This window comes from Streptomyces sp. NPDC046557, assembly GCF_040645975.1.
In the GTDB taxonomy this organism is placed as follows: Bacteria; Actinomycetota; Actinomycetes; order Streptomycetales; family Streptomycetaceae; genus Streptomyces.
In genome coordinates, this window is sequence record NZ_JBEYZH010000002.1 from 427747 (window position 1) to 442448 (window position 14702).

General features: G+C 73.2%; 11 protein-coding genes. 7 read left to right on the forward strand and 4 right to left on the reverse strand.

Annotated elements, in window-relative coordinates; all coding sequences use genetic code 11:
- The 3 genes from ABZ934_RS07175 to ABZ934_RS07185 all read right to left on the reverse strand — a co-directional run bounded on the left by ABZ934_RS07175 (position 1) and on the right by ABZ934_RS07185 (position 4073).
- The gene (locus tag ABZ934_RS07175; protein ID WP_361309493.1) at positions 1 to 834 is read right to left on the reverse strand and encodes a 2-amino-3,7-dideoxy-D-threo-hept-6-ulosonate synthase; all 834 of its coding nucleotides are present in this window, start codon (positions 832 to 834) and stop codon (positions 1 to 3) included.
- A 124-nt stretch (positions 835 to 958) separates the two neighbouring features.
- Entirely contained in the window at positions 959 to 2551 is a 1593-nt protein-coding gene (locus ABZ934_RS07180) for a fatty acid--CoA ligase family protein (protein WP_361309495.1), read from the reverse strand.
- A 64-nt stretch (positions 2552 to 2615) separates the two neighbouring features.
- A complete protein-coding gene (locus tag ABZ934_RS07185) occupies positions 2616 to 4073 on the reverse strand; it encodes a multicopper oxidase family protein (protein WP_361309497.1) in 1458 nt (485 codons plus the stop codon).
- Between the two features lie 253 nt (positions 4074 to 4326).
- On the opposite strand from ABZ934_RS07185, the gene ABZ934_RS07190 reads away from it, so the two are divergent.
- The 3 genes from ABZ934_RS07190 (at position 4327) to ABZ934_RS07200 (ending at position 6411) form a co-directional block, all read left to right on the forward strand.
- Entirely contained in the window at positions 4327 to 5838 is a 1512-nt protein-coding gene (locus ABZ934_RS07190) for a SagB family peptide dehydrogenase (RefSeq protein WP_361309500.1), read from the forward strand.
- A gap of 205 nt (positions 5839 to 6043) precedes the next feature.
- Entirely contained in the window at positions 6044 to 6211 is a 168-nt protein-coding gene (locus ABZ934_RS07195; protein ID WP_334594558.1) for a thiazolylpeptide-type bacteriocin, read from the forward strand.
- A gap of 32 nt (positions 6212 to 6243) precedes the next feature.
- Complete coding sequence (locus tag ABZ934_RS07200; protein ID WP_334594558.1) at positions 6244 to 6411, forward strand: thiazolylpeptide-type bacteriocin; 168 nt, start codon at positions 6244 to 6246, stop codon at positions 6409 to 6411.
- A 153-nt stretch (positions 6412 to 6564) separates the two neighbouring features.
- Here the strand turns inward: ABZ934_RS07200 and ABZ934_RS07205 are convergent, their stop codons facing one another.
- A complete protein-coding gene (locus ABZ934_RS07205) occupies positions 6565 to 7131 on the reverse strand; it encodes a hypothetical protein (protein ID WP_361309503.1) in 567 nt (188 codons plus the stop codon).
- Between the two features lie 91 nt (positions 7132 to 7222).
- Between ABZ934_RS07205 and ABZ934_RS07210 the strand changes: the two genes are divergently transcribed.
- The 4 genes from ABZ934_RS07210 to ABZ934_RS07225 are packed head-to-tail and all read left to right on the forward strand — an operon-like array spanning position 7223 to position 14670.
- On the forward strand, positions 7223 to 8452 hold the full coding sequence (locus tag ABZ934_RS07210) for a hypothetical protein (protein ID WP_361309506.1): 1230 nt from the start codon (positions 7223 to 7225) through the stop codon (positions 8450 to 8452).
- Positions 8449 to 11046 (forward strand): hypothetical protein, encoded by a 2598-nt coding sequence (locus ABZ934_RS07215; RefSeq protein WP_361309508.1) that lies wholly within the window; start codon positions 8449 to 8451, stop codon positions 11044 to 11046. The genes ABZ934_RS07210 and ABZ934_RS07215 overlap by 4 nt, the downstream gene beginning before the upstream one ends.
- Positions 11046 to 12740, forward strand: a complete 1695-nt coding sequence (locus ABZ934_RS07220) for a hypothetical protein (RefSeq protein WP_361309510.1) — start codon at positions 11046 to 11048, stop codon at positions 12738 to 12740. Before ABZ934_RS07215 ends, ABZ934_RS07220 begins: the two co-directional genes overlap by 1 nt.
- Positions 12730 to 14670 (forward strand): TOMM precursor leader peptide-binding protein, encoded by a 1941-nt coding sequence (locus ABZ934_RS07225; protein ID WP_361309512.1) that lies wholly within the window; start codon positions 12730 to 12732, stop codon positions 14668 to 14670. Before ABZ934_RS07220 ends, ABZ934_RS07225 begins: the two co-directional genes overlap by 11 nt.
- The last annotated feature ends 32 nt before the right edge of the window (positions 14671 to 14702 follow it).

Below are 14702 nucleotides of genomic sequence, written 5' to 3' on the forward strand. Positions count from 1 at the left end.
TCAGATGGTCGAAAGGGATTCTTCGAAGGGGGCGGGGGTGAGCCGTTCGTCGACGAACCGGTGGGCACCGGTGATGCCGAGATCGGCGGGTGCGCCGGCGGTGAAGCCGCCCGGCGCGAAGTGCTGTTCCGGGAAGTGGTGCACGATGCGGGCCACCTTGAGGGCGAGCCCCCTGGGGTCGGCGGCCCGGAAGATGTTGCGGCCCATGGCCACGCCGCCCGCGCCACCGGCGATCGCGGCGCGCACGTAGTCCAGGACGTCCTCCTCCGCGTCGAGCGCCGGTCCGCCCGCGACGAGCACCGGCACGGGGCAGGCGGCCGTCAGGTCGAGCATTTCGGCGGTGGAGCCGAGGAAGACGGTCTTGACCAGGTCGGCGCCGAGGTCGGCGGCGATGGTCACCGCGTGTGCCACGACCTCCGGGTCGCGGGGGTCGTGGATCCGCGGTCCGCGCGGGTACACCATGGCGAGCAGCGGCAGGTTCCAGCGGTCGCAGGCGTCAGCGATGCGACCGAGGTCCCCGATCTGCTGGCGTTCGTCGTCGGAGCCGAGGTTGACGTGCACGCTGACCGCGTCGGCTCCGAGCCGCAATGCCTCTTCGACGTCGGTGACGACGTACTTGGCGTTGGGGTCGAGTGCCTGGCTGGTACTCGCGTTGAGGTGGATGATCAGCGACATCGCGGCGAACCGCTCCGGGCTGATGTGCCGGACGCTGCCCTTGTGGAGGACGACGGCGTCCGATCCGCCGGCGGCGATCTGGCCCGCCAGGTGGTCGAGCGTGGTGCCCTTGGGTACCAGCGGACCGTCGTGGATCGAGTGGTCGAGTGGGGTGATCATCAACCCTGCGGTGCTGTGGCGGTAGAGCCGCCTGAGCCTGAGTGACCGGGCAAAATGCCCGTAATTTGTCATGGAGTGCCCTTTCTCGGTGCGCATCCCGGCTGGTCGGGGTGGGCGGGGGCCGTCACGCGACGGCGCGACGGGGCCCCGGGCGGGCGAGGCTGCCCGGGGAGTCTTCGGTCGGAGTGGTCACGGCCCGCAGGTAGGTGCGGTCCGGTTTCCCCGAGGCGGTGAGCGGGATCCGCGGCCAGAAGGAGATGCGTGCCGGGACGTGTTCGGGTGTGAGCACGGCCGAGACGAACCCCTTCAGGTCGCAGGAGGTCTGGGTGGCCCCGCCGGTGAGTTCGACCGCGGCGTGCACCTGCTCGACCAGGTCGTGGTCGCGGACCCCGTAGACGACCGCCTGGCTGACCTGCGGGTGGCGCAGCAGCGCCGCCTCGATGTCGGCCGGGTCGAGCTTGAGGCCGCCGTGCTTGATGACCTGCCCGATCCGCCCGTCGAGCCGCAGGTAGCCGTACGCGTCCCAGTGGCCGAGGTCCCCGGTGCGCAGCCAGCCGTCGCGCAGCACCGTCCCGGTCAGTTCCTCGTCGTCGAGGTAGCCGGCCGTGATGGTCGGCGAGGTCACCCAGATCTCGCCGCTCTGGCCGCGTTCGGCCGCGGTGTCCGAGCCGGGGGCCCGGATGTCCACGGAGACCCAGGGGAAGGGCCGGCCCACCGAGCCGAGCAGTTCCGGTTCGCGGTGGTCGAGCGGGTTGAGGCTGCTGATGCCGCCCGCCTCCGTGGTGCCGTACACCTGGATGAGCACGTCCCCGAAGAGCTCGACGGCCCGGGCCACCCTGGCGGGGGCGGCGGGGGTGCCGCTGTAGGTGATGCGGCGCAGCGAGCTCAGGTCGGTGGTGGCGGCGTCCGGGTGGTCGAGCAGCCGGTAGAGGTGGGGGACGGCGAGGTACACGTCGGTGACCCGGCGTTCCTCGAAGGCCCTGAGCACCTCACCGGCGTCGAAGCCCTCGTGCATGACGACGACCCCGCCGGTGGAGAGCACGGCGTCGGCCATCGGCGCCGTCGTGTGGCTGATGGGTGTGACGGAGAGCAGCGTCGCGGGTCCCCGGGGATCGAGGCCGTGTGCGAGCCGTTCCACCAGCTCCTCGCGGGTGCCGTAGCGCTGCGCCACCATCCTGGGCCGGCCGGTGCTGCCGCTGGTGAAGTCGACGACGCAGAGGTCGTCGGGCCGTACGGGCGGGAAGCGCAGGGGGAGCGCGGCCTCGGTCGGCCGCTCCCGGGGGATGGGCAGGACGGTGAGTTCCGGCATCCGGTGCGCGAGCCAGCGTCCGCGTTCGGCGCTCTCCTCGTCCACCAGGAGCAGTTGGGCTCCGGTGTCGCGCAGCAGGTCGGTCTGCGTGGCGAGCGAGAAGGTCTCGGTGTCGGTCCGGGGGTTCATCGAGCGTACGTAGACGGACGTGGCCCCCAGGAGGTGGATGCCGTAGCGGGCGCTGAGCATCAGGGGGTGGTTGGGGCCGGTCAGGACGCCGACGGTGTCGGAGTGGCCGATGCCGTGGGCGTGCAGCAGGGCGGTGGTACCGAGGATGGAGTCGGCCAGTTCACCCGCCGCGACGCGGGTGTCGCGCCCGTGCTCGCGTCCGTGCAGGACGGTGCGGGCCCGGTCCCGCTCCAGCACGTCGAGGACGCGCCGTACGTACGGGCTGCTTGGGTCGGCCATGTGTTCCCTCCTTCCGGGAGGCTCGGGTGGGCGGGGCTCTCGCGCGTTCTCGACTGACCAGCGGTCAGCTGATCTTCATTTGGCCCATCATTCCCATGGCGGAGTGGTCGATCATGTGGCAGTGGTACGGGTAGACCCCGCGGTGCGAGTCGAAGGTGAGCTGGAGCTTCGCGCTCTGGCCGGGCCACAAAAGGACCGTGTCCTTGAGGCCGCCCTCGGTCGGGGCGACCGGTTGGCCGTCGCGTTCGAGGACGCGGAACGGCGCCAGGTGCACGTGGAAGTTGTGCGGGATCTCGGTACTGGTGTTGCTGACCGTCCACACCTCGGTCGAGCCCCAGGTGATCTCGGTGTCGATCCGGGCCGGGTCGAAGACCTTGCCGTTGATGAGCGCGCCGGCGCCGGTCGCGGCGTCGGCGTCCATCTTGAGCGTGAAGGACCGCTCCACGGTCGGCGTGGGCAGCGGTGCCCGCGGGTTCAGCACGTCCGGCACCCGGCTGTTGTCGGGCGTCTTCTCGCCGACGTCGAAGCGCATGACCTTGCCGACGAGCTCGGTCGGCCCGGGGCCTATGAGGTTCTCCAGGACGAGTTGGGTGCCGGGCGCGTACTGGGAGAAGTCCAGGACGATGTCGGCGCGTTCGCCCGGGGACAGCACTGCGACGGGCATCTTGGCGGGGGCGGGCAGCAGGCCGCCGTCGCCGCCGATGTGCGTCATCGGGGAGGCGTCGCCCAGGCGCAGCACGAAGATCCGCAGGTTGCAGGAGTTGATCAGGCGCAACCGGTACTTGCGGCCCTCCACCTTCATCACGGGCCACGGCTTGCCGTTGACCAGGATCGTGGTGCGGTTGAAGGCGTCGTCCATGGTGTAGAGCAGCGCCGCGTTCTCGTCGAAGTGGGCGTCGCGGAGCACCACGGGCACGTCGTACTTCCCGGAGGGCAGCCCGAGGGCGTCCTCGGTGTCGTCGGCGAGCAGGTAGGCCGCCGACAGGCCCCGGTAGACGTGCTCGGACTCCATGTGGTGCGCGTGGTCGTGCGTCCACAGGGTGGCGGCCGGCTGGTCGTTGGCGTACACGTACGTCCTGCTGCGGCCCGGGGCGATGGTGTCCATCATCCCGCCGTCCATCGCGACGGGGTTGTTGCCGCCGTGCAGGTGCACGGACGTGGGCATGTCGAGCGCGTTGACCTGGCGGACCACGGTGGTGCGTCCGCGGCGGGTCCGGAGGGTCGGTCCGGGGAAGGACCCGTTGTAGGTCATCAGGTCGGTACGGGTGCCCGGGAGGACCTCGTGGCTGGTAAGGGCCATCCGGACGTCGTAGTAGTCCGTGTCCCTGGTTCTCAGCACGGGTCTGAGCACCGGTGGTGTCACGAAGGGCACGGTGAACGGTGCGACCGGCGTGGCCCCGGTCTGGGCGGCCTGGGCCGTGCCGCCGGCGACGAGCGTCTGGAAGAGCCCGCCCGCGGCACCGACCGCGCCGAGGCCACCCGCGGAGAGGCCGAGACTGATTGCATGACGACGAGTGAGCACGGGAACTTCCTTACGTCCTGCGCATGAAGGGAGTGAAGGGTCTTTTCGTCTTCCGAGCATGCGTGCGCCCCTTCGGAGCACCTAGCGTTTGACCGGCGCACCTGGCATCTGTCACGGAAGTCGATGACCTCGGTCACCGAATCGGCGGGGGGATGTCACCGGTTTTCCGGAGGGCTCACCGGGATATGCGCGCGGCCCTCACAGTGGCGTGTCCGAATTTCACCGATGGACCGCCCCGACGGGAGACCCCGTAATGCAGACCGACACACCGTCGCCGCCCCGCACCGCCCCGGTGCTCCGCGAGGACGTCCGGCTCGCCTTCGAGGGCGAGACGGCCACCCTGACCGGCCCGGCCACCACGCTCGTGCTGCGGCCCGTACGCGGAGCCGTCCGCACCGCGTTGAACCGACTGGCCACCGGCCCCGAACCGCTGGACGAGCTGCTGTCGGGCCTGGGGCCGGCCGAGCGGGAGGGCGTGCGCCGGCTCCTGGAGCGCACGAACCACCTGCTGCTGCACAGCGTCCTGACCCGCGGGCCGGCCGCCGGGCGCCGGGAGTTGCTCCGGCTGGAGCCGGTGGCCCGCGACGCCCGTCCGGGGCCGGTCGCACCCGCACCGGGGGCGGTGCTGCGGCTGTCCCGCTTCGCGTTCTGCAGGAGCCGCGAGGGGGTCCTCGTGCTGGAGTCGCCGCTGGTGAAGTTCCGGGCGGTCCTGACGGACGCCGGGGCGCGGGAGCTGGTGGCCGCGCTGGGCTCGCCCGGCTCGGCCGAGACGCTGCGGCGGGGTTCGGCGCTGGCCCCGGAGGAGGTCGACGACCTGCTCGCGCACCTGGTGGGCGCGGGGCTGGCGGAGACCGCGAACGCCTCGGGGGCCTTCCCCTCGGACACCGATCCCACCCTGCGCCAGTGGGACTTCCACGACCTGCTCTTCCACTCCCGCGTCCGCTCGGGGCGCTACGACGACGTGTTCGGCGCGGTGTATCCGTACCGCGGGGAGATCGACCCCCAGCCGGCCGTCAAGCCGGTCCCAGAGGGGCCCGTGACGGCCCTGCGCCGGCCGGACCGGGCGGAGATCGCCCGGCGGGACCCGTCGTTGACGGAGGCCGTGGAGACCCGCCGCTCCATCCGCGGGTACGGGGCCGAGGAGATGACCGCCGAGCAGCTCGGCGAGTTCCTGTACCGGGTCCAGCGGGTGCGCGCCCACTACACCCCCGAGCCGGGCGGCGACCGCGACGAGGTGGTCTCCCGCCCCTACCCCAGCGGCGGTCAGGGCTACGAGCTGGAGCTGTACGTCACCGTGCGGCGCTGCGCCGGACTGGCCCCGGGCAGCTACTACTACGACCCGGTGGCGCACTCGCTGGTCCTGGTCAACGCCTCGGAAGCCGACCGGGAAGCACTGTTCCTGGTGGCCTCCCGGGCCACCGGGATGGAGGCCCGACCGGACGTGCTGATCACGGTGACGGCGCGCTTCCAGCGCATGTCCTGGAAGTACCGGGGCATCGCCTACGCCACGACGCTGCGGCACACGGGCGTGCTCTACCAGACGATGTACCTGGTCGCGACGGCCATGGGGTTGGCTCCCTGCGGGCTGGGCAACGGGGACGCCGACATGTCCGCTCGCGTGCTGGGCCTGGACTACCTGCGGGAATCCTCCGTGGGGGACTTCCTGTTGGGCAGCCGCGCCCCGGACGACTCGGTGGTCGGGGAGCCCGGGGAGGGCTGGGAGATGCTCAACAGCCCCGAATGGACCGTGACCGACGATCGCTGAGCCGGCTTTCGCATGTGTTCGTCGGGGCGGCACATGACGCCGATTACGACCGGCGTGACAACTGTCAGGCGCCGGCCGAAAACTCTTGGCGGCGGCCGATTCGGTGGGCATTCTCTAGTTGTGCAGCCGAGAGGGTGCACAAAGAAAAGCGAAAAGCGGGAAACGAAAGACTTCCCGCTCCCAGGGAATTCGGAAAGGAATTCACATGAGCATCAACGACATCAACGGTGACGACGCGGCGTTCGACGCCTTCGACGTGGACCAGCTCGAGACCCTTGAGGTCGCCGACGGCGTGGCCCTCCCGGAGCTCGGTGCCTCCAGCGGCTCGATCGGCACCTCGTCGTCCTCGTCCTCCACCTGCTCCGCCTGCTGACGCAAGCACTCCCCGGACCGAAAGGAATTCACATGAGCATCAACGACATCAACGGTGACGACGCGGCGTTCGACGCCTTCGACGTGGACCAGCTCGAGACCCTTGAGGTCGCCGACGGCGTGGCCCTCCCGGAGCTGGGCGCATCCAGCGGCTCGATCGGCACCTCGTCGTCCTCGAGCTCGACCTGCTCCGCCTGCTGAATCGGTCCCCGCTGACTGATTGAGAGCACCAAAGGATGCGCCCATCCGGTCAACGGGCCGGATGGGTACATCCTTGCTCGACAGCTCGCACCACACGGCGGGCCGACAGGTCCCGTCGCAGAGGCCGCCCAGGCGGTGCTGTCGGTTCCGGGCTCAACCGCGCACGGCGACGTGTAGCGAGGAGCCCAGCAGCACCACCGCGGCCCCCAGACCCACCACGATCCGCACCGTCTCCCCCGCGGCCCCGGTCGCGGCGACGGCGAAACCGGCCACCGAGACCGCCGTCAGCAGCCAGGCGGTCCACTTGTACTGCCACTGGTCGAACAGCCGGGCCAGCGGGAGGAAGTGCAGGCCGACGACCAGGCAGATGCCCGGCGGGATCAGTTCGGGCCGGCCGGCCGCGTTCGACGCGGCGACCACGGCGAAGATCGCCACCACCTCGGCGACGTTGACCAGTCCGACACCGCGGTTCCACTTCTCCGGGAGCCGCACCTGGCGCACCACGGGGCCGGCGGCGCCCCGGAAGGCCGACACCACGGCCACGGCGGTCAGTACGACCGCCACCACCCCGACCGTCACGGACACGGGCATCGACGCGATGCCCGAGCCGCCCGCGAAGGCCCACACCAGGGCGAAGAAGGCCAACACGATCGCCCCGCGGCGGCGCAGGTTCCGGGTGAGCGCCTCGCACTCGGCCGTGTCCACGGCGTCCAAAGTCATTGCGCGAGAGTACAACCGGCTTGTCTGCCTTATGGCTTCTTTCGGCCACGCCTCGCGTTCGATTTCGATCACTCGAAAGGTACGAAGAACCATGGGGGTTGATGCTCCGGAGCGCACGGCCACGGCGCCGGGTTCCACCGGTCTGACGGGGGTGCGGCTCCACACCCGGATGCCGGTGTCGCCTGCCTGGCTGGCCCGCCACGTCGTTCCCGTCGCCCGTGCGCTGGTCGCACAGGGCGCTCCTGCCGTTCAGTTGCGCCGCGGCTGGCTGCACGGGCCCTACGTCGACATCCTCGCGCTCACGGCGCCGGGCCTCCCCGGACCCGACTGGGCGGAGGTCGCGGCACGGCTCGACGCGGGACCGCTGGACCCGCCACGGGCGCTGACCGAGGAGCAGTACCTCGTCCAGGCGCGTGAATTCGGCCGTCTGGAAGCAGTCCCTCCGCCGTACCTCCCGCTGCGCGAGCACGGCGCGGTCGAACGCGTCGAGCGGACCGCCGGCAGCTCCGCCGAGCCGCGCCTGGACCCCTTCCGCACCGTCGTCGCCGGCGCCCTCGCCAAACCCCTGCTGAGCATGATCGAAGCGATCGCCGCCGACCCGCGCAGCGCCACCGTGCGCCTCGCGGAGGCATTCGCCGCGCTCGCCGACACCCACGCCCTCGGCCTCGCGTACGGGGTCTTCTCCCCGCGCTCGCACGTCGAGGCCTTCCTGGCCTGGGCCGCTCCCACCAAGGACGTCCGACCCGTGTTCGAGGAGCGCTACGCGCGGGACCGGCAGCGGCTGCGCACCGTCGTGGAGCAGCGGGTGTCGGGGGAGGTCTCCCCCGCCGCCGCCGAGTGGCGCACCGCGTTCGCCTACTGCGCGGGCGCGCTGGAGAACGCGGTCGCCGCCGGCACCCTGACCCTGGACCTGCTCGACTCCGCCACCGCCGGCGTGGACAAGAGCGAGATGGGGCCGCCCGGCGCAGTGCGCACCGTCCCGCAGGGGGCGCAGCCCGACAGCGACTTCCACCGGGCCGTCGACGCGTCGGGGGTGGTGGCCGACCCGTCGAAGTGGTTCGCCGCCTTCCGCCTGCTGACCAACCTCTTCTACGAGCAGCTTCCCCTGCTGACCGTCTCCCCCATGCAGCGCTACTACATGTGCTTCGCCATCGCCGAGACGGTGGACGCGGTCCTCGGCGTCTCCTGGCAGGAGCGGCTCCGGGAGCGGCAGGACCGGGGCGGCCACGGCGGCAACGGCAGCAGCAGCGACAACGTCAGCAGCAGCGGCGGCAGCGACACCGGCGACAGCGCCCTCACCGAAACCGGAGCCCCCAGATGACCGAGCCCCTGAAGGAGCCGCTCTGGTTCCTGCGCGTCAACCCCCTGCGCCGCGCCCGCATCGCCGACCCGGCCCAGCGCGCCCTGCTCGCCGAGTACGCCGCGGCCCACACGGAACTGGCCGCCGCGACCACCGCGTGCTCCGACGAACTGTACGAGCGGATCGGCACCGTGGAGGGCCCCGAGCGGCGCGAACTGGTCGCCCTGCGCCGTACGGTCCTCGCCGGACGCGCCCCCAAGACCCCACCCGCGGCGACCGCCGTGACGACCGCCGCGACGGCCCCCGTCCCGACCCCCGTCATGACGCGCTGGCTGACCGCCCGGGAACGGCACGAGCGGCTGCGCGCCGAGCTCGTCGCCGGCTACCCCGAGGCCGCCGAGCGCGAACGGGCGGGCCTCGCCGCACTGCTGGCCGACCCCGACCTGCTGCGTTCGCTCGCGCTGGTGGCCCCCGAGGTGCACCAGGAGGCGGAGCGCTACCGCACGGCGGTGGCGGCCCCCGGACCGGTCACCTCCAAGACCCGCAAGTCTGAACGCGGTCTCATCCAGTACGTGACGCGGGCGATGGTCCGCACCAGTCCGCTCTCCCGCTTCACGGCGGTCGCCATCGCGGAGCCCGACCCGGCCGGCGTAGCCCCGGACGACGTGCCGTTCACCGGCGCGGTGGCCTTCCCGGGCCTGGACCGGGTCATGCTCGGCTACGTGCTCGGCGGTCTCCCGCAGGCCGACACGGCCGACCTGGAAGACAAGTGGATCGGGCTGCCGCCCACTTCGGCGCCCGACCCGGAGCTCGGGAAGCTGTTCTTCCTCAAACTGACCGACGGGGGCATGCGGCGCATGGCCGTCCCGCTGGACGGACCCGCCGGGCACCTCCTGGACGCGGTGTCGATGGGCCCCAGGCTCTTCCCCGCCGTCGTCGCGCACGTCGCGGAGCGCTCCGGACGGCCGCCGGCCGAGGCCGAGGCCCGGGTCCGGCAGGCCGTGACCCAGGGTCTGCTGTGCACCTTCAACGAGGCCGAGGACGGCAACGGGGACTACGAGACGCTGCTCACCCCCGCCGACCCGCGCGCGGCCGAGTCCGCCGCCGAAGTGCGCGCGGGGCTGCCGGAGCTGGCGGCCGCCCCCGCGGAGCGGCGCGGCGCCGTCCTCGGCGGGCTGCGCGGCTCGCTGGACCGGCTCAGCCACATCGCCGGCCGGCCCGCGCGGATCACCGTCGAGGAGGACTTCGTCATGCCGCCGCTGAAGGTGGCGACGGAGCGCTGGCACGCGCCGCTGGCGGACCTCGGGCCGGCCGTGGAACTGCTCACCGTATTCGACTGGCTGCACGACGTCCGGGTCCTGATGACCGCCGCCTTCGTCGAGCGGTTCGGGGCCGGCGCCGACGTGCCGCTGGCCGCGAACGCCGCCTTCGTGGTCGGCGAGGTATCCCGGCGGGCCGCCGCGATGGACGCGGTGTACGGCCCCCGCGGCACCGGTGACGCGTCCGCCCTCAAGGGCATCGGTCCGGCCGACGGCTCGCTGGAGCGGATGTACCTGCTGCGCCGGGAGCTGACCGAGGCGGTGCACACCCGGCTGTCGAAGACGGTGGACGAGGGCGCGGACACCCTGTCCTTCTCCCCCGCCGAGGTGCGCGAGCTGACGGCGGCCCTGCCCGATCGGTTCCGCCGGGACCGGCTCGTGTACGGGGTGCTGCTCCAGCAGGCCGACGGCCGACTGGTCCTCAACGACGGCCTGCCGGGCCACGGCATGCTGTACGCCCGCTTCCTCGACGCCGACCGCCGCCTCGGCGGGCGGGCCCTGCCGCTGCTCGCCGACCGCCTGCGGCGCACGTACGGCGCCGACGGCGCCCGGGTCACCGAGGACCTGGGCCTGCACCGGCTCAATGTCAACGCGCACGCGCCGATCCTGCCCGGCGGCCTGCACCCCGAGGACTGGTTCTCGCTGCGGCTGGTGCACGACGCGGACACCGACACCCTGCGCGTGGAGGACCCCGAGGGCCGGCCGACGCGCGTCCTGCCGCTCGGCACCGGCCACCCGGGATTGTTCCCGCCGCCGCTGTCGGTGGCGTCCGGGCTGGTCATCAGCGGCCGGCTGTTCAACTCACTGCCCAACAGCTGGCACGCGGCCACCCCCTGGGACCGGTCCGCCACCCGCGTCGCACCCCGGATGGCGGTGGGCGACGTGCTGATCGGTCGGCGCCGCTGGTACGGCGGCGACGAGTTGGACGCGGCGGTCGCCACCGGTCCCGACGAGCACGAGCGGCTGCTCGCCCTCACCGCGTGGCGGGCCCGGTACGGGGTGCCGGAGGAGGTCGTCATCAAGAACGCGCCGGAGGACGAGGGCCCGCTGTCGGTGGGCGCCCCCGACGTGCAGTCCAAACGGCTCCAGCAGAAGCCGCAGTACGTCGACCTGACGAGCGCGCTCGGCACCCGGGTGCTGCCGCGCATGTTGGAGCGGCGCGGTGCGGACGGTTGCTACCTCGAAGAGGCGCTGCCCGGGGTGCAGGACGGCACCCACGCCACCGAGTGGGTGGTCGAGGTCGGCCGCGAGCCCGGCGGCCGGTTCACCTACCAGGGTCCCGAAGGGGAGAAGTGATGACACCCACGACCGCACTCGTCGCCCGGCCCGACCTGCACTTCGCGCCCGTCCCGAACGGCGTGTACGTCAGCGGTCCGCGCGGCCGGTTCGTCCTGAGCGGCTCGGAACTGCTGCACGCGGTGGCCGAGGGCTGCGTGCCGTTGCTGGAGTCCGGTGCGAGCGAGGACGAGCTCGTCGCGGCGATCGGCACCGAGAAGTCCCGCCCCGCCGTGCGGCACCTGATCGGGAAGATGCGGGAGTGCGGCATGTTGCTCGATCCCGCCGCCTTCACCGTCGCGGCGCCCGCGCCGGAGGTACGGGAGCGGTTCCCCGAGGCGCTGGCCCGGCTGGAGTCGGCGCTGGACGACCCGTACGCGGCGTTCGCCCGGCTGCGGTCGGCCCGGGTGCTGTTGGCGGGTCCGGCCGAGGCCACCGGCCCGGCGGCCCGCGGGCTGCGCCGGGCGGGGGCGGGCGAGGTGACGGAGGCCGTTTCGCTGGCCGCGTACGAGGCCGCGCACCCGGGAGCGGCGTACGACGGCGTCGACGCGGTCGTGGAGATGACCACGGGGGATACGCAGCACCCGGCAGCCGTGCCGGACGGCGTCCCCCTCCTGACGGTGCTGCTGGGCGGCCGGGTGGCGCTGGTGGGACCGGTGCTGACCGGTCCCGGCCGGCACGGCGTCTGGGCCGCCTTCCGGGACCGGGCGTCGGCCTGGGCCGAGGCGGAGGCCTGCGACCCCGCGCCGCGGCCGGTCGCGGACGCCCTCGCGGGGGCGCTGGCGGGGCAGTCGCTGTTCGACTCCTTGGCGGGAACGGCGGAGCCCGGTACGGGCCACGTCGTGTACGGCGCCGATCTGGCCACCGACCCGGTGGCCGTCGAAGGGGCTCTTCACCCGGCGGCCGCGACCGGCCGGCCGAGCACCCTCGACGACGTCCCCGCCCTGCCGATGCCCGACGCCGAGGAGGCGTTGGAGGCCGCCGCGTCCGTCGCGCGCCGCTGGACCGGGCTGTTCGCCTCCGCGGCCGGCGAGGACCTGCCGCAGATGCCGCTCGCGCTGCGGGTGGCGGAGTACCGGGCCGGGCGCTCGGGCGCGGTGGTGGGTTGGGCCGCGCACCAGGAGACCGCGACCGTGGCCGCGGCACTGGCGGCGCTGCGGGCACGGGCCTCCCGGCCCGGTGTGCCCGCGGCCGGGCTGACCGAGGAGCACTGGCTGCTCGACGGTGTCCTGCGCGTCCTCGCCGGCGACCCGGCGTTGGAGCAGGACCCCGAGGCGCCCCTCGACCCGGAGGGGGCGCGCATCCTGGCGGGTCTGCGGGCCGCGGGGCGCGACCCCGAGGTGGCGGTGCTGCGGCTGCCGGAGCTGGACTGGCGGATCGCCCGGGTGAGCCTGGGCGGTGTGCCGCTGGGCCGGGGCTGGGGCGCCACCGCGGAGGAGGCCGTCCGTACGGCCCTGTGCACGGCGCTCGCCCGGGTTCAGGCGGGCGGCAGCGGCACCGTCGCTGAACTCTCCACCGACGCGCTGCTGTTCGCGGACGGCGCCGTCATCGGGCGGTTGCGCGAGCAGCTCACCGCCCGCGCCGCGCGGGCCGGCACCGGCTACCGCGGTCTGGCCGAACGCACCGACCCGGTGCTCGGTCCGCTCCCCCTCTGGTTCGGCGCGGTCGAGGCCGTGACCGTCGCACCCCCGCAGGAGGCCCGTGATGCCGGCTGACCCCACCCCGCAGACGCGTACGGCCTTCGGGCCGGGCACGGATTCGGCGTACGACGCCCCGGGCGGCGACTGGCGGTCGGCCGTGGCGGACCTGGCCGAGGCCACCGGTGCCTTGGTGGCCGTCAACCGCGGCTGGGACCTGGCCTGGGAGCGCGACCGGCTGGCGGACGCGGCCGGGGGCGGCTCGGACCTGCTGTCGGTCCGGGTGTTCGCCGACGAGGTGCTCGTCGGGCCGCTGTGGCGGCCCGGTGACAAGGACGGCGGGGGCTGTGCGGCCTGCGCCGAGGTCCGGGACCGCACCGTCGTGGACCACCCGCTGGTCGGCGACCTGGCGCGGGCGACCTCGGCCCCCCGGGCCGCCGCGCCGCTGCTGCCCGAACTGCTCCGGGCGACCCTGGAGCACCTGGCGCGGCGGCCCCTCGCCCCCGGCGAGCTGTACGTCGTATCGGCGGCCGGCAACCGGCGTCGGCGTGTCTCGCGCAGCTTCCACTGTCCCGTGTGCGGTCCGACGGCGGCCGAGCTCGACGGGACCGGGCTGCCGCGGCCGCAGGCGCTGGTCTCCCGGCCCGCCTCGGCGGGCGACCCGACCCGGTCGGCGCACAGCCGGCTCGTCGAGCACGGGGTGCTGCGCGCCCGGCTGGTGGACGACCGCTTCGGGCCGGTGCGGGCGATCCTGCGCGAGAGCCACGCGCCGTTCGCGATGAGCATGGCCGTACTGCCGGACGCCCCCGCGATGGGGCACGGCCGGGCGCAGACCTTCGCCGAGACCGAACCGGTCGCGGTGCTGGAGGCGTACGAGCGGCTCGGCGGGTTCCCGTACGACATCCCGGTCCTGACGGGGCGTTCCTATCGCGAGCTGGGCGAGCGGGCCGTGGACCCGGGCGGGCTGGGCCGCTACACGGCGGAGCAGCTCGCCCACCCCACCTCGCGGGTGACACCGTTCACCGAGGACACGCCGATGGACTGGGTGTGGGGGCACGACCTGTCGGACGGGCGGCCCCTGCTGGTGCCGGCGGACCACGCCTTCTACCAGTACGAGTACGCGTTCCGGCGGGACCGGAGGGCGGCCCGCGCGGTCGGTCCGCACGAGCGGGAGCACTTCTTCTACGAGTCCTCCAGCGGCTGTGCGGTCGGTGCGAACCTCGAAGAGGCCGCCCTGCACTCGTTGTTCGAGCTCGCCGAGCGGGACGCGTTCCTGCTGTCGTGGTACCGGGCGGCCCCGCTGCCGTACATCCCCGAGTCCTCGATCACCGACCCGACCAGCCGGGCCATGATCGAGCTGATCCGGGCGCGCGGGTTCGACGTCCACCTGCTGGTCGTCACCCAGGACATCGAGCTGCCGGTGGTGTGGGTGTTGGCGGTCAACCGGCTGAACCCGTTCCCGGCCACGTTCTCCTCGGCGGGCTCGGGCGCCGATCCGCGGTCCGCGATCCGCGGCGCGCTGCGCGAGGTCGCCCAACTGGTGACCAACCCGATCGACTGGACCCGCGAGCAGGTCGAACCGATGATCGACGACCCCTGGCAGGTCCAGGAGTTGGAGGATCACGTACGCCTGTACTCGCTGCCACAGATGCGGGAGCGGGCCACCGCCGGGCTCGGCGGACCCCCGGTGAGCCTGGAGGAGGCGTTCCCGGGCTGGCCGCAGAAGTTGGCCGTGGAGTCGGGCGGTGACGTGCGCGGTGCGTTGGACTTCGTCCGGGGCCTGTTCGCGCGGGCCGGTCTGGAGCAGATCGTGCTGGTCGACCAGACGAGCCGGGAGCACGCGGACGCGGGCATCCACGTGGCGCGTTCGGTGGTGCCCGGCATCCTGCCGATGTGCTTCGGGCACGCGCAGCAGCGGCTGACCGGGCTGCCCCGGCTGACGGCGGCGCTGCGCGGCACGGACCAGGAGCACCGCCCGGTCCCGTACGACCCGCACCCCTTCCCGTAACCCTGTCGAAGTCCCTCCCCCGGCTGCCCCCG

Excerpts from the sequence above, each read along its gene's own strand:
- ABZ934_RS07175 (WP_361309493.1), bottom strand. The coding sequence starts at position 834 with ATGATCACCCCACTCGACCACTCGATCCACGACGGTCCGCTGGTACCC.
- ABZ934_RS07180 (WP_361309495.1), bottom strand. The coding sequence starts at position 2,551 with ATGGCCGACCCAAGCAGCCCGTACGTACGGCGCGTCCTCGACGTGCTG.
- ABZ934_RS07190 (WP_361309500.1), top strand. The coding sequence starts at position 4,327 with ATGCAGACCGACACACCGTCGCCGCCCCGCACCGCCCCGGTGCTCCGC.
- ABZ934_RS07195 (WP_334594558.1), top strand. The coding sequence starts at position 6,044 with ATGAGCATCAACGACATCAACGGTGACGACGCGGCGTTCGACGCCTTC.
- ABZ934_RS07200 (WP_334594558.1), top strand. The coding sequence starts at position 6,244 with ATGAGCATCAACGACATCAACGGTGACGACGCGGCGTTCGACGCCTTC.
- ABZ934_RS07205 (WP_361309503.1), bottom strand. The coding sequence starts at position 7,131 with ATGACTTTGGACGCCGTGGACACGGCCGAGTGCGAGGCGCTCACCCGG.
- ABZ934_RS07210 (WP_361309506.1), top strand. The coding sequence starts at position 7,223 with ATGGGGGTTGATGCTCCGGAGCGCACGGCCACGGCGCCGGGTTCCACC.
- ABZ934_RS07215 (WP_361309508.1), top strand. The coding sequence starts at position 8,449 with ATGACCGAGCCCCTGAAGGAGCCGCTCTGGTTCCTGCGCGTCAACCCC.
- ABZ934_RS07220 (WP_361309510.1), top strand. The coding sequence starts at position 11,046 with ATGACACCCACGACCGCACTCGTCGCCCGGCCCGACCTGCACTTCGCG.
- ABZ934_RS07225 (WP_361309512.1), top strand. The coding sequence starts at position 12,730 with ATGCCGGCTGACCCCACCCCGCAGACGCGTACGGCCTTCGGGCCGGGC.